This window comes from Nostoc sp., from assembly GCF_036917635.1.
GTDB lineage: Bacteria > Cyanobacteriota > Cyanobacteriia > Cyanobacteriales > Nostocaceae > Nostoc.
Genome location: NZ_JBALCW010000101.1, coordinates 80,880 through 103,329, shown reverse-complemented (window position 1 = coordinate 103,329; position 22,450 = coordinate 80,880). Strand labels below are relative to the sequence as shown.

Here is a 22,450-nt window from a genome sequence, read left to right as displayed (position 1 = left end):
TTTTTTTTTAAATTAAGTAGGTAGACGTAATTAAACATCTATATAAAACCTCACCCTCAATCCCTCTCCGTGAATTTGGAGAGGGAAGCCGGAGGTAGGGTGAGGTTTTATATTTAATTTGACCCACTTACTTAATAAGAATAAAGCGATAAAGCTATTTTTTTTAAATTAATCATTACTATATAAAATTTACACCTAGCTTGAGAGTAGATAAGATGTTAAGTAGACCAAAATTAAAAGCAGGATTTGAATATTATAATTTTATCAACACCGATTCAGAAAATACATTATTACTTTCTGAAAGAAATGCTAATTTTGTCAATGGACATATATATCAAATATTAATGCCATTGCTTAACGGTAAACATACAGTTGATCAAATTATTGACTTGCTAATCCAATCAAATGTATCTGCTAGTGAAATTTATTATGCTCTCATGTTGATGGAGCAGAAGGGATATATTATTGATAGTGATGAATCTTTACCATCTAATTTATCAATATTTTGCCAACATTTAAACATCGATCCACATACTGCTTACCAACGATTACAAACAACTAAAGTAGCAATAAAATCTTTTGGCTCCCATCTTCCTAGTGATGAATTTAGAAAGATACTAGAATCCTTACATATCCAAGTATCATCCACAGCAGGAGATATAGAGGTAGTTTTAACAGATGACTACTTGCAAAATGGTTTAAAAAGTTTCAACGAAGAAGCTTTAAAATTAGCCAAATCTTGGATGTTGATAAAACCTGTAGGCACAATAGTTTGGATAGGGCCGATATTCATTCCCGGTAAAACAGGTTGTTGGCAATGCCTAGCTCAACGTTTGCGAAACAACAAACCTGTGGAAAGGTTTATCGAAAGACATCAAGGAATTTCTACTTCTTTAACCCCTCCTCTCGGTTCGCTTACTGCCACCTCTCAAACTGCGTTGGGAATGGCTGCCACTGAAATTTTTAAATGGATTGTCCAGGGGGAAAATAAACGCCTGGAGGGAATGCTAGTAACCCATGATACTATTTCTTTTGAAACGCAAAACCACGTTTTAGTGAAGCGTCCTCAATGCCCAAGTTGTGGTGATAGAATTGGGTTTAATGCAGAGCCATATCCAATGGTTTTAGGACATCGGCAGAAAAACTTTACATTAGATGGGGGACACCGTTGTTTTTCGCCAGAAGAAACATTCAAGAAATATCAACACCACATTAGTCCCTTAACAGGAGTAGTCAGAGGAATAGGTAAGATAGATCAAAATTCTCATACTTTAATCCATACTTATGTAGCTAGGCATCACTTCGCTACGGTATTTGATGATTTAAATGCTTTACGCCAAAATATTAGCGGTAGAAGTGCGGGAAAAGGAAAAACTGACCAGCAAGGGAAGGTTAGTGCTTTGTGCGAAGCCATTGAACGATATTCTGGTGTGTTTCAAGGAAACGAAATCAGGCAGAAAGGGAGTTATGAACAACTGATAAGCCAAGCCATTCATCCTTATGCCTGTATGAATTTTAGTCAATCACAATATAGCGATCGCCACAACTGGAATGCAAATTGTTCTGGCTGGTTTCAAAAAATACCAGAACCTTTTGATGAAGAAAAACAAATTGAGTGGACACCAGTCTGGTCTTTAACCCATCAACAATTTAAGTATTTACCAACCGCCTACTGCTACTACGGCTATCCTAACTTCCCAATGCCTGATTGTTGGGCTGACTCCAATGGCTGTGCTGCTGGTAATACTATAGAAGAAGCAATCCTACAAGGTTTCATGGAATTGGTGGAGCGTGACTGCGTTGCCCTATGGTGGTATAATCGCCTCAAAAAACCGCAGGTAGATTTAGACAGTTTTGATGACCCTTATTTTCAAGCTATGAAGAAATATTACCAAAGAATTGATCGGCAACTGTGGGTTTTAGATATCACTAGCGATTTAAACATACCAACCTTCGTTGCCATCAGCCGCAGAACCGATCGAGCAGTAGAAGATATTATCCTTGGTTTTGGGACTCATTTTGATCCGCAGATTGCCATTAGCAGAGCTTTAAGTGAGATCAACCAAATTCTTCCTAACGTTTTATCTGCCAATGCCGATGGTAGCACTAAATATCCTGCTTTTTCAGATTCCCTTGCTATTAAATGGTGGCAAACAGCAACCGTGCAAAATCAATCTTATCTACTTTCAGATCAAAATCTTACACCCAAATTATCTGCTGATTATCCCCACAATTGGAGCGAAGATTTACTAGATGATGTAATGCTCTGTCAGCAACTAGTGGAAAAAAACGGTATGGAAATGCTAGTTTTAGATCAAACTCGTGCTGATATTAAACTGAGGGTAGTTAAAGTGATTGTTCCGGGAATGCGCCATTGGTGGAGACGTTTAGGTTCAGGACGATTGTATAATATTCCTGTAAACATGGGTTGGTTAAAACAGCCACTCAAGGAAAATCAACTTAATCCATTTCCGATGTGGATGTAATAATAGTTAGCCAAGCTGAAATTGATGGGTACACAACTTTGTAGTAAGGACTTTATTTCTGATGATTAGGGACTTTCAAATAAAAAAATGTTCCAAAACTGACCCAAAAACTCTCTCTATTTCTTCTCTCTGCGTTCTCTGCGTCTAATAAGGTTCGTTTATTGGAATAATTTATTTCTTGGAAGTCCCTTATAAGCATTTTAGTCCTGACTAGAAAACCTCAAAACTAGATTGGCAATGCAGTAATTTAAATAAGTATTGTTAAGAAAAACTAACTTTTAAAATAATGGTGAAAGAATATCCAATCATTGATGCCGATTCCCATATATTTGAGCCTTTTGATATGTGGGAAAAGCATTTAGAACCTGCTTATCAGAGCTTTGCACCATCGCTGGATATGAAAATTCAAGGTGAAGCAATCTATTATAAGACCTCTAATGAAGTTGTAGCCCAATGGAATAAGCAGATTATGCAAGCTCATCCTCTGGCTCGACTGAATGGCTTTACTAATGAGCTTCATGTGCTAGAAACAAAAAAGATGGGGGTTGATATTTCATTTATTTACCCAACACTGGGAATGTCAATAACAGCAATTGATACAATGGAGCCTACTTTAGCTGGTGCATTTACCCGCGCCTACAACAACTGGTTGTATCAAGATTTTTGTAGTTATGACCCAGAAATTCTCAAAGGTGTGGGTATGATTAATCTTCATGCTCCCGAAGAAATGGTGTCAGAGTTGTACCGCATTGCAAAATTTAACTGCAAAGCAGTCTGTTTACGTCCCAACCCAGTTAAAGGAAGACTTCTGAGTGACCCTGCCTACGAGCCTTTTTGGACAGAATGTGAAAAACTAGGAATAGCAGTGAGCATTCACGAAGGAACTCATAGCCGTTTGCCAACTGTTGGTGCAGATAGGTTTAACACTCGTTTTGCTTTGCGCGCTTGCTCTCATCCTATGGAGCAAATGATGGCACTACTGGCCTTAATTGAAGGAGGAGTATTAGAGCGTCACCCAAAGTTGAGGGTAGGTTTTTTAGAGTCTGGTTGTGGTTGGCTAATTTACTGGCTATGGCGTTTGGATGAAGAATATAAGTGCCATTACTGGGAGGTTAAGGATAATGTCAAGATGAAACCTTCAGAATACTTTCAACGCCAATGTTTTATTGGGTATGAGTTAGGAGAACCTGGTATTGAGCAAGTAATTGAGTATGTTGGTGCCGATAAGCTAATTTTTGGCTCTGACTATCCTCATGTTCATTGGGGGCAAGAAGAAGGAGAAACGGAATGTTTCCACATTCAAAAAGTTCTTCATGAGCGGCTACCCAAAGAAATTGTCAAAATGATTCTCTGGGATAATCCGGCTCGTTTTTATGGTTTGCAATAACTTTTTTTTAAATACTTCGGCAAAATTATTTTTCTGAATTTAAAATAGTGACTGGGGACTGAAAATAGAGATTTACATGCCCTGTTTATGTGATTTATCACATTACCTTACTACATTGTCTAATTGATAAAGACTTAAAGCAGGACTTCCAAAAGAGTGGATATAAAGTATGAATGCTATTGCTGGCTGCCAAATTATAACCAAACTTTATGAAAGTTCTAACTCCTTAGTTTATAGAGCTATACGCAGTCAGAATGCTCAGCCTGTAATTCTGAAGATTCTAAAAGAAGATTATCCTATTCCATCCGAACTCATTAGATATAAACAAGAATTTGAAATCACTAGTTCTCTAAATTTGGATGCGGCAATCAAAGCTTATGAATTACACAGATATAAAACTACTTTAGTCATGTTTTTAGAGGATTTTGGTGGTGAATCTTTACAACTGTTATTGCTAAAACAACAGTTTAGCTTGAGAGAGTTATTGGCTCTAGCCATCAAAATTACAGAGAGCTTGAGTGCTATTCATACTGCCAAAATTATCCATAAAGATATTAACCCATCTAATATTGTCTTTAACGCAAAAACCGGACAACTTAAAATTATCGACTTTGGCATCTCTACTGTTTTATCACGAGAAAACCCGATAGTTCGGAATCCTGACCACCTAGAAGGAACCTTAGCTTATATTTCACCAGAACAAACTGGCAGAATGAATCGGGTGATAGATTACCGGACTGACTTTTATTCTTTAGGCGTTACTTTTTATGAGTTACTTACCCATCATTTGCCTTTTTCTACAAATGATCCGATGGAGTTAGTGCATTCTCATATAGCTCAATTGCCTGTATCACCTCATGTTTTAACTGGAAAAGAACTCTGTCCAAAGATGGTTGCTCATATTGTCATGAAACTCATGGCAAAAACTCCAGAAGAGAGATATCAAACTTGTCAGGGACTAATAGCAGACTTAGAAACCTGCCTTAATGATCTAAATAATTTTGGAGAAGTTTATAATTTTACTTTAAGACGCAAGGATATTTGCGACAAATTTCAAATTCCTCAAAAACTCTATGGCCGAAAAAAGGAAATAGACCAACTATTAATGACTTTTGATTTAGTCAGTCAAGGCTCCACAGCAATGATTGTTGTAGCTGGTCATGCTGGTATCGGTAAATCTGCTTTGGTTAATGAAATTCATAAACCTATTGTCCGACAACGAGGATATTTTATCTCTGGTAAATTTGACCAGTTTCAGCGAAATATTCCTTATACTTGCTTAATACAATCATTTCAAGAGTTAATTCGGCAGTTATTATCAGAAAATCAAACGCAACTGCAAATATGGAAACAAAAACTATTAGGAGCATTGGGAAATAACGGTCAAGTCATCATTGATGTGATTCCAGAACTAGAACTAATTATTGGGAAACAACCTTCAATACCACAGTTAAGCTCCACTCAATCTCGAAATCGGTTCAACTTAGTTTTACAAAAATTCCTGGGCGTTTTTACCAAAAAAGAACACCCGATAGTTATTTTTTTGGATGATTTACAGTGGGCCGATTCTGCTTCTTTAAAGTTAATTGAAATTTTCATAACTAATGCCGATAGTAAATACTTTTTAATGATTGTGGCATATCGAGATAATGAAGTAAGTTCAACTAATATTTTAATGCAAACTTTGGAGAAAATTCAAAGTAATGGTATCATTTTCAGCAAAATTATCGTCCAGTCTTTGGTTTTAGATGATGTCCAGCAATTAATTACTGACACACTTGGTTGCTCAATAGAAGAATCAAAATATCTCGCGGAATTAGTATTTAATAAAACTAATGGTAATCCCTTTTTCTTGACCCAGCTGCTTCAAACTTTATATACACAAAATTTTTTATTATTTAATCCTATTACTGGTCGTTGGCAATGGAGTATTGAAGAAATTCAACGAGTAGGCATAACTGATAATGTAGTTGATTTAATGGTAACTAAAATTGAAAAATTAGATAATAGTACCCAAGAAGCTTTAAAATTGGCTGCTTGTATCGGAAACCAATTTGATTTAAATATACTTTCTGTAGTCAATCAAAAATCTGTTGTAGATACAGCTATTGAACTTTTACCAGCTATTCAAGAAGGTCTAATTATACCTCTGAGTGAGGCTTACAAAATCCCTATTCTATGGCATGAACAGGATAGCGATCGCTCAGATACATCTTCTGCCATTATGCCTGTTTTTCCATCTTCTATATCTTACAAATTTTTGCATGACCGAGTTCAGCAAGCTGCCTATACTTTAATTCCAAATGAGCAAAAACAAGCAGTTCATTTGCAAGTAGGTCAACTTTTATTACAAAATACTACACAAAAAAAATTATCAGAATATATATTTAATATTGTTAATCATCTAAATATCAGTTTATCTTTAATTACAACGCAAATAGAAAAAGATCGTTTAGCTCATTTAAATTTAATGGCTGGAAGAAAAGCTAAGAATGCAGCAGCTTACGAAACGGCTATTAGATATATAGAAATTGGCTTAAAGTTGTTGTTATCAAATAGTTGGGAAGTTCAGTATGACTTAACATTGGCTCTTTATGTAGAAGCTGTAGAATTACAATACATCAATACTCAGTTTGTAGAAGCTGAAAATATATCTAATATTGTTTTAAAAAAAGCTAAATCACTTCTTGAAAAAGTTAGAATTTATGAGTTAAAGATTCAGTCTTATATTGCTGAAATTCAAATGCAATCAGCTATAGATACTGCACGCCAAGTTTTAGCACAATTAGGAATTAATTTACCTCCAATACTAGATATAAATCATATTAATCAAGAACAAGAAACAATAAAATTACTATTGCAAGATAGGCAAATTGAAGATTTATCTGATTTGCCAACAATGACAGATCCATATAAACTTGCATCTGTCAAAATCTTAATGATTATGACCACAGCCGCAATTATTAGTAATCCTTTATTATTTTCTTTGGTGACATTAACTGCGGTTAATCTTTGTATTAAGTATGGTAATCCGCCTCAAGCTACTAGTGTTTATACTTTTTATGGCAAGCTTTTGTGTGGGATGTTGCAAGATATTGATACTGGATACCGTTTTGGTCAATTGGCTTTACATTTATTAGAAAAATCTAATATCAAAAAATTTCACCCTCTTGTACTACATTATACTAGTGGTTTTATTCGCCACTGGAAAGAACCAATTCGTGACGGTGAGATAATTGCAACTTTGCAAGAAGCTGTAAATATTGGTTTAGATACTGGACATATAGAATATACTTCTTACGCAGCTTCAGCATATTGTTTATTTTTAATGTTTAGTGGGTATAATCTTGAAGAATTAAATCATAAGTATCAAGAATATATTGATTTGAATTGTAAGTTGAAACAACAATATACAGTATTTTACATGAAAAATTGTAGAATTATTGTTGACAATTTAGTGAGTACATCTCAAGAAGAAAATTTTGCATTTATTGGAAATTCTCTAACAGAAGAAGAAAAATTACTAAAACAGTGGACTCAAAATAAAGCTGTATGGCTACTGTTTAGTGCTTATTTAGCAAAAACAATTTTACATTATCTATTTCATCAGTATCAGCAAGCTGTTAGTTATGCTATTCAAGCAGAAAATAACTCAGAAAGTTCTGCCTCTTATATAGTTGCAGTCCAACATAACTTTTACTATTCTTTGGCTTTGCTTGCTTGTTGCTTTAATATAGAAAATAAGTTTCCAGAGGAAGTTTTAAAAAAAGTATCATTAAACCAGGAAAAAATGAAGATATGGGCTGGTCATTGTCCAGAAAATTGTCGCCATAAATATGAATTGATAGAAGCAGAGAAAGCGCGAGTATTAGGACAAAAATGGGAAGCCCAAGAATTTTATGAGCATGCTATTCAAGGAGCTAAAAAGTACGGATTTCTTCATGAGGAAGCTCTAGCTTATGAACGTGCAGCAGAATTTTACCTCTATCTTGCCAAAGAGGAGATAGGGCAGTTATACATGAAAAATGCCCACCATTGTTATGTTTACTGGGGAGCAACGGCTAAAGTTAAAGACTTAGAATCCAAATATCCACATTTTTTTGTGGGGGTAATAAAACAAACGGGTGCTGACAATATCAATCCTATTTCCTCTCTCACTAACAGTAATACAGAAGTGTTAGACCTAACAACAGTTATTAAAGCATCCCAAACTCTGGCTGATGAAATTATTCTCAGCAAACTGCTAAAAAAACTGATGAACATCATCATTGAAAATGCAGGCGCTCAAAAAGGTTTATTGATTCTCGACAAAGATAGTAATTTAGTCATCGAAGCAGAAGGCTCAGTTGATTCTGAAGAAGTTACTACACTACAATCAATTCCAGTAGATTCTGTTGATGCTTATACCGGAACACATCTTTTATCAACTACTATCATCAACTATGTATTTAACACACATAAAAATGTAGTTTTAAATGATGCTGTTTATGATGGAGAATTTACTCACGATCCATATATTATTGCAAGTCAACCTAAATCAATTCTTTGTACTCCCTTGCTTTATCAAGGCAAATTAAGCAGCATTTTATATTTAGAAAATAATTTAACAACTTGTGCATTTACTCCAGAGCGTGTCGAAGTTTTAAAAATTCTCTCTGCTCAAGCTGCAATTTCTATAGAAAACTCCCGTCTTTATGAACAGCTAGAAGATCATAGTCGGACTTTAGAACAAAAAGTAAAGCTAAGAACTCAGGAATTACAAGATAAAAATAAAGAATTGGCAAGTATCCTGCAAACATTAAAAGCTACACAAGCTCAGATTATTGCCCAAGAAAAATTAGCTTCTTTAGGGGCTTTAGCAGCTGGTATTGCCCATGAAATCAAAAATCCCCTAAATTTTGTAAATAACTTTGCTGAACTCTCTGTAGAATTGACTCAAGAACTAGAGGTAGAAATTAATAATCAACAAGACCGTTTAGATATTGATAGTAAAGAATATATAGATGAAATATTAAACGATCTCAAACAAAATGCTCAAAAAATATATGAGCATGGCAAAAGGTCTGACAATATTGTTAGTGGAATGCTCATGCACTCACGCGGGCAAACTGGTGAGCGTCAAACCACAGAAATTAACACTTTACTGGCGGAAACTATTGACCTGGCTTATCACGGAATGCGTGCTAAAGATGCGGCTTTCAAGATAATTATAAAAACAGACTACGATCGTCGCCTTGGTCAGATAAATATTATGCCACAAAATATTAATCGCGCTTTAATAAATATAATTAATAATGCTTGCTACGCGGTACATCAAAAGAAAATGCGTTTGCAGAAAGAGTCAGAGTTTCTAGCTGAGGAATTTTCACCTACGCTCTCAGTTAGTACAAAAGATTTAGATGACCAAGTACAAATCCGCATTCATGATAACGGTGAAGGTATTCCGCCACAGGTAATAGATAAAATTTTTAATCCCTTCTTTACTACAAAGCCTACTGGTGAAGGAACAGGCTTAGGGCTATCTATTACTCATGATATTATTGTCCAGCAGCATCAAGGGGAAATCAAAGTCAATACTGAAGTAAATATTTACACTGAATTTATTATCACTTTGCCTAAGATGATTGGTGAGAGGAAATAGCTCTAAAACTGACAGGGTGCGTAATCACTGTGTGTAATTAATTATGTTTAACTATTTATGTACATCATTTTTGTATAATCTGCTCTAGCTTTAACGGTAATATTTGTATAAGTATTGTAGTTGAGGCTTTTCTAAATTACATAAAATATGTAATTTGTCAAGATATGTGATATGAAAATAATGGTTGTAGATGACGAACAAGATATCCAATTATTGTTTAAACAAAAATTTAGGAGAGAACTCAAAGAAAATCAAATTAAATTGTATTTCGCTTTTTCAGCAGAGGAAGCACTAGATTCTTTACAAAATAAGCTAACTAATTGCCTAACCCTAATTGTCACGGATATTAATATGCCTGGGATGAATGGGCTAGAAATGCTCAAACTGATTAAAGAAAAATATCCAGATTTAAAAGTATTTATTATTACTGCTTATGATGATGAAGATTATCATTTAACTGCGAAACAGTATGGTGCTGATGGCTATATTACCAAGCCAATTGAATTTAATCAACTCAAGACAAAAATACTTAATTTAGGTTCTTCAGTAGCTGTTATGCCGTGCCAAATTATTAGTTAGACATCAAAACTAGGCTTGAAAATAAAGCTCAAAAGCCAAAATCATTACTAAATGCCTAAAAGATTAGTAAATAATGTTTATTTTTCTTGTTTAGTAATGATTTTATGGTTTCTTGGAAGATAATTTAGTATAAAATGTAATGAATAGCCTTAATTTATAAATACTCTTAATCATGTAAAAAACTATGCCAGCTAAAATCCTGGTTGTGGATGATGAGCCTGATTTAGAAATCTTGCTCCGCCAAAAATTTAGAAAAAAAATTAGAGAAAAGCAATTTAATTTATTTTTTGCGCGTAACGGTGTTGAAGCATTAGACAAATTGCAAGTAGAGCCAGATATAGATATAGTATTAACTGATATCTATATGCCTCAGATGGATGGGTTAACTTTAATAACTAAACTTAATGAATTATATCCGATGCTTAAAGCAGTAATTATTTCTGCTTATAGTGATATTGAGAATATCAGATATGCAATGAATCGCGGTGCTTTTGACTTTTTAACTAAACCAATTAATTTTCATGATTTAGAAATTACTACTCATAAAACTCTGCAACATGTGCAGAAAATGAAAGCCATTAAGGAACAGGAACTTTTAGCACAACAAGCTCAAGGGGAGTTATTAACTCGTCTACAAAAAGAAGTCAGAGTGCGCCAACAAGCAGAAGAAGCATTGCGTGCCAGCGAAGCCAAGCTAGCTCAATTTCTGGAAGCTGTCCCAGTAGGCATTTTTGTTGTTAATGGCAATGGCCAACCCTTCTACGCCAATCAAACCGCCAAGCAAATACTTGGTAAAGGAATTGTGCTAGAAACTACAGCCTCTAAATTGAGTGAAATTTATCAAGCCTATATATCAGAGAAAGAACAGTTATATCCCACAGAACAGCACCCGATTGTGCAAGCATTGAACGGTGAGAGTACCACTGTCGATGATATGGACATTCACCAAGCTAACAATATTATTCCTCTTGAGGTGTCCGCTACGCCAATTTTTGATGAAAAGGGAAAAATTATCTATGCTATAGCTGCTTTTCAAGATATCACACAACGTAAACGCTCAGAAGCAGAGCGGACACGGTTAATTGCAGAGTTAGGAATCAAAAATTTTGCTTTGCAAGATGCAAAAGAAGAATTAGCAAAATCAAACCAAAATTTAGAACAAAAAGTTAAAGAACGCACTCAAGAATTATCACAAACACTTGAAATTCTGAAAGCTACCCAAGCAGAACTGATATTTGAAAACGCGTTGCTAAGAAGTGCGGAACAATCTTCAAATTTTGATTATCAAGTTGGGGGAAGCTTACCTATGGATGCACCGACTTATGTGGTGCGTTCCGCAGACCGTTACCTTTATAAAGCATTAAAATCTGGAGAGTTTTGTTATACCCTAAATGCCCGACAAATGGGCAAATCAAGCTTGATGGTACGTATGATACACCATCTTCAGCAAGAAGGATTGAGTTGTGCAGCAGTTGATATTACTCGTTTGGGTAGCGAAAATATTACTCCTGCTCAATGGTATAAGGGATTAGTAGTGGAATTGTGGCAGAGTTTTAATTTATTAGACAAAATTAATTTTAAAGATTGGTGGTGTGAGCAAAAAGATTTATCACCTGTCCAATGTTTAAGTCGATTTGTTGAAGATATATTACTTAAGCAAGTGACAACTGAGCAGATTTTTATTTTTATTGATGAAATTGATAGCATTTTAGCCTTAAAATTCCCTGTTAATGATTTCTTTGCCTTGATTCGTTTTTGTTATAATCAGCGCAGTCTTAACCCAGAATATCGGCGTTTAACCTTTGCTTTGTTTGGTGTGGCGACACCCTCAAATTTAATTACTGATTATCAAATAACACCATTTAATATTGGTAAAATAATTCAATTAGATGGCTTTCAATTACACGAAGCTCAACCTTTACTACAAGGATTAACACCAAAAGTTAGCAATCCGCAAGTAGTGCTAAAAGAAGTATTAGCTTGGACAAATGGGCAACCTTTTTTAACTCAAAAGCTTTGTAAAATTATCCGTAGTTGTACATCGGTGATACCGACAAACTCTGAAGCAGTTTGGCTGGATAATTTGGTGCGATCGCATATAATTGACAATTGGGAATCTCAAGATGAGCCTGAGCATGTGCGAACTATCCGCGATCGCATCCTCAAAAATACTCTCTACCCTGTTGGGTTACTAAAACTATATCAGCAAATTCTCCATCATGGGCAAATGGGTGTTATCGATAGCCCAGAAGAGAGGGAGTTGCTGTTGTCGGGGTTAGTAGTTAAGAAACAGGGGGTGTTGAAAGTTCATAATCGGATTTATGAACTGATATTTGATAGTACTTGGGTTGAGAGTTGCATGGGGAAAGTTGTTTGAGTTTTGGGACGTATAAGCTAGTAATTGTGCAAATTAGAGATATATAATTTTTATAAATGATTTAGGACTGCTATATAAGTCAATAGGCTTGGGTTAAGGATTTTAGGTATTTATTTTACGTATGTAGAGTAGAGAGGTTGTAATTGCTTCCACAAGGGGGTTATACCATTTCCAGCCCATTTCGTCGCCCCGTTAACAACATTTGACGCTGATTTACAATCAAATTGCTTATTTTTGAGCCAGCTTGATGTTAATTTTATTGACTTGCTTGTTCATTACTCAGCATTTTGATAACAAATAATACAACATCATCTTTTTTGAGATATTTTATGTTTTTATTTCCTAATAATTCCCATTAGCGATCGCTACATTGAGAATGTTGTACCGAAAGCCAATAAACAAGTTACAAAAATTCATCCAAAAACCAAGTTATTTACATATAGGGGTTTTCCTGGCAACTCTATTGAGCATCATATTGTTCAGTTGGGTAGCACTCTCGCAGCAACCAGTTACCCTCAATATATTAATGACTGCCCCTGATGCCGAACCTTGGAGGCAGGGTTTGATTAAAGACTTCGAGACTGAGAACCCAGGTATTCGCATTAACCTGGTTGAAGGGCCTAATGCCACAAATTTGCTCGAAGACCTGTATACCTCATCTTTTATCTTGGGTGAATCCCCTTATGACCTGATAAATATGGATGTTATTTGGACATCCAAGTTTGCTGCTGCTGGATGGTTGTTACCTTTAGGCGATCGCATTTCTAAAAAGGAGTTGGCAGCATTTTCATTCCAGGATGTAGAAGGGGGACGTTATCAAGACAAGCTGTACCGCATTCCAGTGCGTTCCGACGTAGGAATGCTCTACTACCGGAAAGATTTAATCAAACAAGCAGGATTAAAACCGCCAGAAACCTTTAATGATTTGATCCGAATTTCTCAAGTCTTGCAAAAGAAAAAGGAGGTAAATTGGGGCTATGTTTGGCAAGGTCGCCAATATGAAGGACTTGTGGCAATGTTTGCAGAAGTCCTCAATGGCTTTGGTGGCTTCTGGGTTAATCCCGACACCCTCGAAGTTGGATTAGATCGACCAGAAACATTACGAGCCATTGAGTTTCTGCGTAGTACCGTTAAAGAAGGTATTTCGCCTCCTGGAGTCACAACCTACCAAGAAGAAGATACCCGACGCTTGTTTCAAAGTGGTGAAGTAGCATTTTTACGCAGTTGGCCCTATGCGTGGCCTTTAGCCCAGGCAGAAAATTCGCCAATCAGGGGCAAAATTGCGATTAAACCGATGGTTCATGCTCCTGGTAAGACGGGAGCAGCAAGTCTTGGAGGCTGGGGTTTAGGGATTGCAAAATCTTCTCAACATCCTGAAGAAGCTTGGAAAGCAATTCAGTATTTTACCAGTCGGGAAGCACAGCGCCGATTCATTTTAAGTGCAGGCTATGTGCCAAGCCGCCGGGAATTGTTTACAGACCCAGAGATTGTTGCTAAATACCCCCACTATCCGCAGTTATTGGCAGTCGTAGACAATGCAGTTTTACGTCCCCCCATCGCCCAATATGCTCAAACATCAGATATTTTGCAGCGTTATCTCAGCGCCGCCTTATCCGGTCGGATGAATTCTGAACAAGCAATGCAAGCTGCTGCTGCGGAAACGCGCCGATTGCTGGGGCAGGGGGCAGGGGGCAGGGGGAAAAGAATTAATGGCCAGTTCCCAATGACTAATGACAAATGACAAATGACAAATGACTAATGACTAATGACTAATTTACATACACTTAGAAGTCGAGAACAACAGACAGCATGGATATTACTAACACCAGCATTGCTGCTACTGTTGTTTGTATTTGCCTACCCGATTTTACGAGCATTTTGGTTAAGCGTATTTACTAGAAATTTGGGAACAGAGTTACAACCTGTATTTTCTGGTTTAGACAATTATGTGCGGATGGCGGGAGATGGTCGTTTCTGGCAGAGTTTGTGGGCGACAACCGTGTTCACAACAGCATCCGTAATCTCAGAACTACTGCTAGGACTGGGGATTGCCCTAATTCTCAATCAGGCGTTTTTTGGGCGGGGCATAGTGCGTACAATTGCCATCATCCCTTGGGCTTTGCCTACCTCTCTGATTGGTCTGGCGTGGGCTTGGATTTTTAACGACCAATTTGGGGTTGTAAACGATATTCTGGGGCGGTTGGGGCTGATCGAGACTGGGATTAACTGGTTAGGAGATCCAACGCTGGCGATGATCGCAGTGGTTTTTGCTGATGTTTGGAAAACTACGCCGTTTATCAGTATCCTGTTGCTAGCTGGGTTGCAATCGATATCACAAGACCTTTATGAAGCTTACTCAGTCGATGGGGCAAATGCTTGGCAAAGCTTCCGCAATATTACCCTGCCACTGCTGCTGCCGCAAATCTTAATTGCAGTGCTATTTCGGTTTGCTCAAGCTTTCGGAATTTTCGACTTGATTGCTGTAATGACCGGGGGTGGCCCTGGCGGCGCTACGGAAGTGGTGTCATTGTATATTTATTCTACGGTGATGCGCTACTTAGATTTTGGTTATGGAGCAGCCCTTGTAGTAGTGACATTTTTAATATTGATTGCTGCGGTAGCGATCGCTAGTTTCTTGTTAAACAAATACCGTGCCAAAACATCAGGAGCCATTTAACCCATGAGTGTAACTCCACAAGCGGTTCCAACGACCCCAAAACCAACACGGGAAACCAAGTTTTCTCTTAAAAAAATCTTGCTACCCATAATAGTTATATTAGTAGTAGTGTTCAGCCTCGCGCCAGCCTTATGGCAATTACTGACCTCATTTAAAGTGAATGAGGATATTGCCGGCGTTCCTAGTGTCTATTTCCCCACACGATTCACTTTCAATCACTACATTGAGTTATTCACTCGTCGTCCATTTTGGCGCTACATCTTCAACAGCGCCTTTGTCTCAATTACTTCCACAACTTTAGCTTTAGCGATCGGCGCACCTGCGGCTTATGCCCTCGCACGGTTACGCCCTTGGGGTGAACGAGTTATCCTCAAGGGCGTTCTAATTGTTACCTTATTTCCTGGAATTCTCTTGTTCTTAGGACTGTTAGAAATTATCCAAGCGCTGAGATTGGGTAACAATTATCTGGCGCTAATTATACCCTATACTGCCATCAATTTGCCGCTAACAATTTTGGTGCTGAGAAGCTTTTTTCAACAATTACCAAAAGATTTGGAAGATTCTGCTAGAGTCGATGGCTATAATACCTTTCAACTACTATGGCAAATCGTGTTGCCTATGACCCTTCCCGCCTTAGTGACTACAGGAATCCTCACCTTTATTTTTGCTTGGAACGAGTTTATTTTCGCCCTGACATTTATGACTCGTGAAGAATTGAAGACAATTCCCGTTGCTGCTGCTCAGTTAGGTGGTGCGACAATATATGAAATTCCCTACGGACCGATCGCTGCTGCTACTGTTGTGGGAACGTTACCCCTGATTTTACTAGTTTTGTTTTTCCAGCGCCGGATTGTCCAAGGTCTTACTGCTGGTGCTGTGAAAGGATAAATAGGGACTGACAAATAAAAAAATACTCAAAAAACTGGCGAAAAAACTCTCTGGTTCTTATTCCTCTGTGTTCTCCCGAAGTTTGCTCAACGCTCTTAACCCGCGCACGCAACTTCTCTCTGTGGCTTTGTGGTTCGTTTATTTGGATAATTTATTTCTTGGAAGTCTCATAGAAAAATGGCTAAACTCGAACTCAAAAACTTAAACAAAACCTATAATCCTAAAGTCGTCCCTGTCAAAGACGTTAGCTTAACTGTAGATAACGATGAGTTTCTCACTTTACTTGGCCCTTCTGGCTGTGGCAAATCCACCGTCCTACGCATGATTGCGGGTCTTGAAGAACCTACTCGCGGTCAGATCAAGATTGGGGAGGTGGATGTCACCTATAAACGAACAGCCGATCGCAATATTGCAATGGTATTTCAAAGCTATGCCCTCTATCCTCACATGAGTGTATACGAAAATCTCGCTTCTGGACTCAAGCTGAAAAAAGTACCACCTACAGAAATTAAACAGCGAGTGGCAGAAGTGGCAGAAGTTTTAGGATTAACAGAGTTAATGAACCGCAAGCCTGGTAAAATGTCTGGAGGTCAACGGCAACGGGTTGCTGTCGGTCGTGCTTTGGTGCGTAATGCCGATGTATACCTGCTGGATGAACCTTTAAGCAACCTGGATGCACTACTGCGAGAAAGAGTCCGAGCCGATATCAAGCAAATTTTTGCAGCACAAAAAGTGCCAGTTGTCTACGTTACTCATGACCAAACCGAAGCGATGACGCTCTCCACGAAAGTTGCATTGCTCAACGATGGCTATGTCCAGCAACTAGACCCGCCTGAGAGGATCTATAACCATCCCGCTAATCTATTTGTGGCTGGATTTGTTGGTAGTCCGCAAATGAATTTACTGACTTTACCTTGTCGGGGAGAATATGCGATCGTGGGTAACTTCCAAGTACTTCTCCCAGATATACCAACAGTACCACCGCATATTGTTCTAGGAATCCGCCCAGAAGATGTCCGCATTGCTCAACCAGGTGATACCCAGACTATCCAAGGGCGAGTATTTTTAGTGGAAAACTTGGGTATGCACTATTTAGTCAGTGTCAGGATTGAGGGTTCACAAACCGGAGCGATTACGGTACGTGCTTTGTTGCCAACAGACCAAAATTGGAGTGCTGAAGATATTACATTAGCATTGCCTCTTGAGGATATTCACTGGTTTGATGTTCAATCTGGCCATGCTCTTGTTAAAAGACAAATGTTAGGTGTTAGGAGCTAGTAAGGGACTGACAAGAAATAAATTATTCCAATAAACGAACCACAGAGACAAGGCAGCGCGGTCTTGGGGGTTTCCCCCATGAGCGACTGCCGCACAGAGAACGCAGAGAGAAGAAATAGAGAGAGTTTTTGCGTCAGTTTTGGAACATTTTTTTATTTGTCAGTCCCTAAAACCAAGCTTTGGAATGCCCCTCTCCGCAAAACATCTACCGTAGCTTCTCTTAATTGTCTTGCTGATTTTCTGGCGAATAAGGAACACCTAACCCTTGGGGCGGTATAGATTTACTAGCTAATCCTACTAATGCAAATAAAGCGAACGCACAGTGGTAACATAACTAAAAATTGATAAGGAATATTTGCACCTAGTGCTTGAATTCGTAACTGTAAAGCTTTTGTAGCACCAAACAAAAAACAAGCCAAAGTACTACCTAAAGGATGCCATCTACCAAAAATTAAAGCCGCGATCGCACTAATAATACCCACAAGAGGAAGGCTGTGATTAACGCAAGTATGATGCCAGGGCAAAGAGGCGATCGCTAATATTAGGATATTTATCTATCAATGTTTGCAATGCGTCTTGCCTGAAATAGCCAAGTTTTTCTTAGAGTCCAGCCTGGAGACTTTCCGGGAGGTTTGGGTGGACGGGTAGGAGTAGCAATCAACGCTAAAACTCCTCCCATAGCCTGAGCGACTCCTCCAGGGGACAAAAAAGTGCGGAAGTTTATTAACTTTTAACTGCTGGCAGATGCTTTTTTTCAATTTTTCTACTTTGTGTACTAAGCTTTTTCCGCCATGCCTCCATGTAAATGTAAAACACTGGAGTCAGGTAGAGAGTCAATATCTGAGAGAATACCAATCCACCAACGATCGCAATCCCCAAAGGACGACGCGCTTCTGAACCGACTCCTGTTCCCAGAGCAATGGGGAGTGTGCCAATTAAAGCTGCCATCGTCGTCATCATAATTGGGCGGAAGCGAATCAAGCAAGCAGCATAGATGGCATCAAAGGAATTTTTCCCTTCCTTTCGCTGGGCAACAATTGCAAAATCCACGAGCATAATGCCGTTTTTCTTGACGATACCCACTAGCAGGATGATGCCGATGAAAGAGTAAAGATTTAAATCAACCTGGAAAATCAGCAGCGTCAATAATGCACCAAAACCCGCCGACGGTAGACCGGAAAGAATGGTGATTGGATGAATGAAATCCTCATAGAGGATACCGAGAATCAGATAGATGACTAAAATCGACACTAACAACAGCACGCCTAAATCGTTGAAGGACTGTTGGAAGGTTTGGGCTGAACCCTGAAAGCTGGGGGTAATTGTTGAGGGTAGCAACTCACTGGCTGCTTGCTTGATGGCTTGTGTAGCTTGACTTAGAGATGTTCCTGGAAGTGTGTCAAAAGAGATAGTTGCAGAAGGGAGTTGAGCAACGTGAGTGACGGTGAGGGGACCGACATTTTGAGTGATATTAGCGATCGCACTCAAAGGAACCAGTTTTTTAGTACTCGATTGCACATATAGTAGTGAGAGGGCGCTAGGATCTCGCTGAAACTCCGGTTTAACTTCTAAGATTACATAAAATTGGTCATTTGGGGTATAGATAGTAGAAACCTGGCTGGAACCATAGGCAGCGCTAAGGGTTTGTTCAACTTGTTGGGCGGTAATCCCAAGGGTTGCGGCTTTGTTGTGGTCAACTTGGACTTGGATTTGGGGAGTGCTGAGTTGTAAATCGCTGTCAACGTTCTGGAGTCCTGGTAGGGTTTTGACTTTATCTACAAGTTTTGGAACGTATTGACGCAGGTCTTGTAAATTCAAGCTCTGCAACGTGAACTGATAAGTAGAATTAGTTTGTTGCCCACCGATGGGAATAGCTGGCGGAGAGCGCAGGAATGTTTTAATCCCAACTGTACGTCTTAACTTGGGAGTTAGTTCTTGAATGATTTCGTCAGCACTCAGTTGACGTTGAGAACGTGGCTTGAGCCGAATCGTAATTCGCCCGGAGTTGACCGATGCGTTAGGGCCACTTGCACCCACAGTCGAGTTAACTGCTTCAATATTGGGGTCTTTACGAATAATCTCAACAACCGTTTGCTGGTGACGTAGCATATCATCAAAAGAAATATCTTGCGCTCCTTTGGTGTTCGCCATTAGTTGTCCGGTGTCTTCCGTAGGAATAAATCCTTTGGGAACGATGACGAACAAATAAACAGTCATTACCAGCAGAATACCAGAACCAATCAGTGTCATCAGCCGGTATTTTAAGACGGGCTTGAGTGTCCAATCATATCCCCGCAGTAGTAAATCAAATGCCCGTTCTGAAACTCGATACAGCAGATTTGGTCTTTGCTGATGTGAACCCAGAAAGCGACTGCACAACATGGGGGTAAGACTGAGGGAAACAAAACCCGAAACCAAAATTGCCACTGCGATCGTCACGGCAAATTCATGGAATAATTTACCGATTATTCCACTCATAAACATGATCGGGATGAACACCGCCACTAGGGAGAGGGTCATTGACAAAATGGTGAAGCTGATTTCTTTTGATCCCTTCAATGCCGCATTTAGGGGAGATTCGCCCATTTCCCGATAACGGACGATATTTTCTAATACAACGATCGCATCATCCACGACAAAGCCCACGGAGAGGGTCAACGCCATGAGTGAAAGGTTGTCTAGGGAGAAACCCGACAGATACATTACAGCAAAAGTGCCAATGATTGCTACAGGTAGCGCCAAACTGGGAATTAGGGTAGCTGTTATGTCACGTAAAAATAAGAAAATTACCAATACTACTAGACAAACCGAGAGAACTAAGGTAAACTTTACATCGTTGACAGAGGCTCGGATGGTTTGGGAGCGATCGTACATAATCCCCATCTCAATGGATTTGGGAACTTGTTCGCGGAGTGTAGGTAAAAGTTCCTGGATGGCATCAACAATTTTTACAGTGTTAGCTCCGGGCTGCGGTTGTACAGCCAGAACAACAGAATGACGGTTTGTCACCTTGTTATCGCTATACAAATTCGAGACTTTGACATTTTGTTCACTATCAATCACCTGTCCCAAATCCTGGAGCCGCACGGTAGCACCATTTTTGTAAGTTACAATTAGCTGGCGATAGCTAGCAGCATCGGTGAGTTGACCATTCGCCTGAATCGTATAACTTTTGTAAGTGTCAGAGAGACTGCCGGTTGGCAAGTTGACATTTCCCTGTTGAATTGCAGTTTTTACCTGACTTAGACCAATTCCCCGCGATGCCAACTCTCGCGGGTCAAGCTGGACGCGGACTGCATATTGCTGTTGACCAAAGACCTGTACCTGAGCAACACCATCAATCATTGAAATTGGCTGACCAACTGTTACCTCCGCGTATTCATCTACTGTCGAGATTGGCTGGGTCTCAGAATACATATAGAGAAAGAGAACTGGCGAGACAGACGGGTTAACTTTGCGGTACGTAGGGGGGTGAGGCATTCCGGCTGGCAGTTGTCCTGCGGCGGCTGAGATGGCCGCCTGTACATCTTTGGCGGCATCTTCCACTCTGCGGCTAAAGTCAAATTGTAGGGAGATGTTAGTGCTACCTGTGGAACTGGTGGAATTGAATGAATTTAGTCCGGCAATTTCGGTAAACTGTCTTTCTAGGGGTGCGGCGACTGAAGAAGCCATTGTTTCTGGGGTGGCACCAGGGAGACTAGCAGAGACAGATATAAAAGGATATTCAACGTTGGGTAGCGCACTGATGGGTAATAGTAGATAACTCATCAGACCGAAGATAAGGATACCCATCATTACCAAGGTGGTCATGACTGGACGACGGATGAAGAATTCTGAAAGGTTCATGAGTGTGTTCTCCCAGAAATGTGGTGAGGTTAAGGCTTAATTTGTCAAATTCAATTTTTTTAAACGAACCTTTCTAGGCGCAGAGGGCGCAAAGGAAGAGAAGAAAGAGAAGGAAGAAATGTTTAGCTGAACTGTATTGAGATAGAATGTCAACGTGAGTTTGATAAATGTGTGATAGATACAACGGTTTTATCTCTGATTTTTAAACATCTCTAACGCCTCCTTAACTGCTTCTTGAACAACTGGATCTGGATCTTCTAAAAGCTGCGATACAAACTCCACAGCCTCAAATGCTTTGATTTTTCCTAAAGCAAACGCCGCCCTACTCCGAACCCATTTCCTAGGGTGTTTAAGTCCTTGAATTAATGCATCTACTGCCCGAAGTTCTTCGAGTACTAGTACTACCGAAAATCCTGAATCATGTTTTTCATCTTGCAGCAGATTAACAAGAGTATTAACTACTTTAGTTTTCAGATTACTTGATAGAATTTCTATTCCATAGCTATTGCTCATATATAGGTCGCCATGAAGTAGTTGTACGGGTTTCCAAGAGGAATCTTCAGGAAATATTTTCAGAAATCTTTCGAGAGCTAAGTCTGTAATTCCTGAATTATACTTTCGATATGCAGCAGCATATTTTTTCTCATCTTTCTCTATGTAACCTTTGCAATCAATGAACAATCCCCCAGTTTCATAAGATTCTGCTAGGGTTAACATCATAGCTGTTAAATTGGCGTATTGCAGTGAAATTTCTACAATTTCGGAGATATGAACTACAGGAGAAGTTGTTTGTTCATCATCCGTTGCGACAACTGCTAAAAACTCGATATCCGACATGCAGACTGGCAAGATAGGTTTACCTGCATACTTATACATCAGGGCTATTTCTTCATGTTCATCTTCCCAAGTTTGAGCCTCTTTCACTGCTGAATCTAAACTTAAAAGGAACATATAATCAAAGATCCAATCATCTGCACAGCCATCCATTGGGTATCCATTTGACCATTCATAAATTTCCTGAACTTCTTGAGATACTTTAAAAGATAGGCTACTCAACACATTATCTATTTCTAATGGACTTAAACCTGATGCCAATGATGCAATCTTTGCTGGATGATTTTTTTTGAACCAGTAATCAATTCGATCTAATGCATCTTTAATATCTGACATAAGTGTTTAATTCGTAATTCGTAATTGATAAAATCAGAAAGATGGTGTGTTATGCTTTTAGCTAACGCACCTTGAATTGTTGACGGTGCGTTAGGCTTTTAGCTAACGCACCCTACATTTA

Annotated in this window: 11 protein-coding genes and 1 pseudogene; 9 read left to right on the top strand and 3 right to left on the bottom strand. The window is 38.8% G+C overall.

The window, feature by feature from the left end; genetic code table 11:
• The first annotated feature begins 215 nt into the window (after positions 1–215).
• The 9 genes from V7K32_RS25445 to V7K32_RS25405 all read left to right on the top strand — a co-directional run bounded on the left by V7K32_RS25445 (position 216) and on the right by V7K32_RS25405 (position 17,313).
• Positions 216–2,486: a TOMM precursor leader peptide-binding protein gene (locus V7K32_RS25445; protein ID WP_334997176.1), complete on the top strand. Its 2,271-nt coding sequence runs from the start codon at positions 216–218 to the stop codon at positions 2,484–2,486.
• A 286-nt stretch (positions 2,487–2,772) separates the two neighbouring features.
• Positions 2,773–3,873: an amidohydrolase family protein gene (locus V7K32_RS25440; RefSeq protein ID WP_334997174.1), complete on the top strand. Its 1,101-nt coding sequence runs from the start codon at positions 2,773–2,775 to the stop codon at positions 3,871–3,873.
• A 169-nt stretch (positions 3,874–4,042) separates the two neighbouring features.
• Complete coding sequence (locus V7K32_RS25435) at positions 4,043–9,514, top strand: AAA family ATPase (RefSeq protein ID WP_334997172.1); 5,472 nt, start codon at positions 4,043–4,045, stop codon at positions 9,512–9,514.
• Positions 9,515–9,685: 171 nt separating this feature from the next.
• The gene (locus tag V7K32_RS25430; protein WP_334997170.1) at positions 9,686–10,093 is read left to right on the top strand and encodes a response regulator; all 408 of its coding nucleotides are present in this window, start codon (positions 9,686–9,688) and stop codon (positions 10,091–10,093) included.
• A 184-nt stretch (positions 10,094–10,277) separates the two neighbouring features.
• Positions 10,278–12,470 carry an AAA-like domain-containing protein gene (locus V7K32_RS25425; RefSeq protein ID WP_334997168.1) on the top strand — a complete coding sequence of 731 codons (2,193 nt, stop codon included), beginning with the start codon at positions 10,278–10,280 and terminating at the stop codon, positions 12,468–12,470.
• 376 nt (positions 12,471–12,846) lie between these two features.
• Positions 12,847–14,211 (top strand): ABC transporter substrate-binding protein, encoded by a 1,365-nt coding sequence (locus tag V7K32_RS25420; RefSeq protein ID WP_334997166.1) that lies wholly within the window; start codon positions 12,847–12,849, stop codon positions 14,209–14,211.
• A gap of 24 nt (positions 14,212–14,235) precedes the next feature.
• Complete coding sequence (locus V7K32_RS25415; RefSeq protein ID WP_334997164.1) at positions 14,236–15,147, top strand: carbohydrate ABC transporter permease; 912 nt, start codon at positions 14,236–14,238, stop codon at positions 15,145–15,147.
• Positions 15,148–15,150: 3 nt separating this feature from the next.
• Complete coding sequence (locus V7K32_RS25410; RefSeq protein WP_334997162.1) at positions 15,151–16,035, top strand: carbohydrate ABC transporter permease; 885 nt, start codon at positions 15,151–15,153, stop codon at positions 16,033–16,035.
• A 177-nt stretch (positions 16,036–16,212) separates the two neighbouring features.
• Positions 16,213–17,313 carry an ABC transporter ATP-binding protein gene (locus V7K32_RS25405; protein ID WP_334997160.1) on the top strand — a complete coding sequence of 367 codons (1,101 nt, stop codon included), beginning with the start codon at positions 16,213–16,215 and terminating at the stop codon, positions 17,311–17,313.
• Positions 17,314–17,533: 220 nt separating this feature from the next.
• Here V7K32_RS25405 and V7K32_RS25400 read toward each other — a convergent pair.
• The 3 genes and pseudogenes from V7K32_RS25400 to V7K32_RS25390 all read right to left on the bottom strand — a co-directional run.
• Positions 17,534–17,780 (bottom strand): annotated as a pseudogene (locus V7K32_RS25400) (ABC transporter permease); the annotation flags it as partial.
• Positions 17,781–18,036: 256 nt separating this feature from the next.
• The gene (locus V7K32_RS25395; protein WP_334997158.1) at positions 18,037–21,159 is read right to left on the bottom strand and encodes an efflux RND transporter permease subunit; all 3,123 of its coding nucleotides are present in this window, start codon (positions 21,157–21,159) and stop codon (positions 18,037–18,039) included.
• Between the two features lie 189 nt (positions 21,160–21,348).
• Entirely contained in the window at positions 21,349–22,329 is a 981-nt protein-coding gene (locus V7K32_RS25390) for a HEAT repeat domain-containing protein (protein ID WP_334997156.1), read from the bottom strand.
• Positions 22,330–22,450 lie beyond the last annotated feature (121 nt).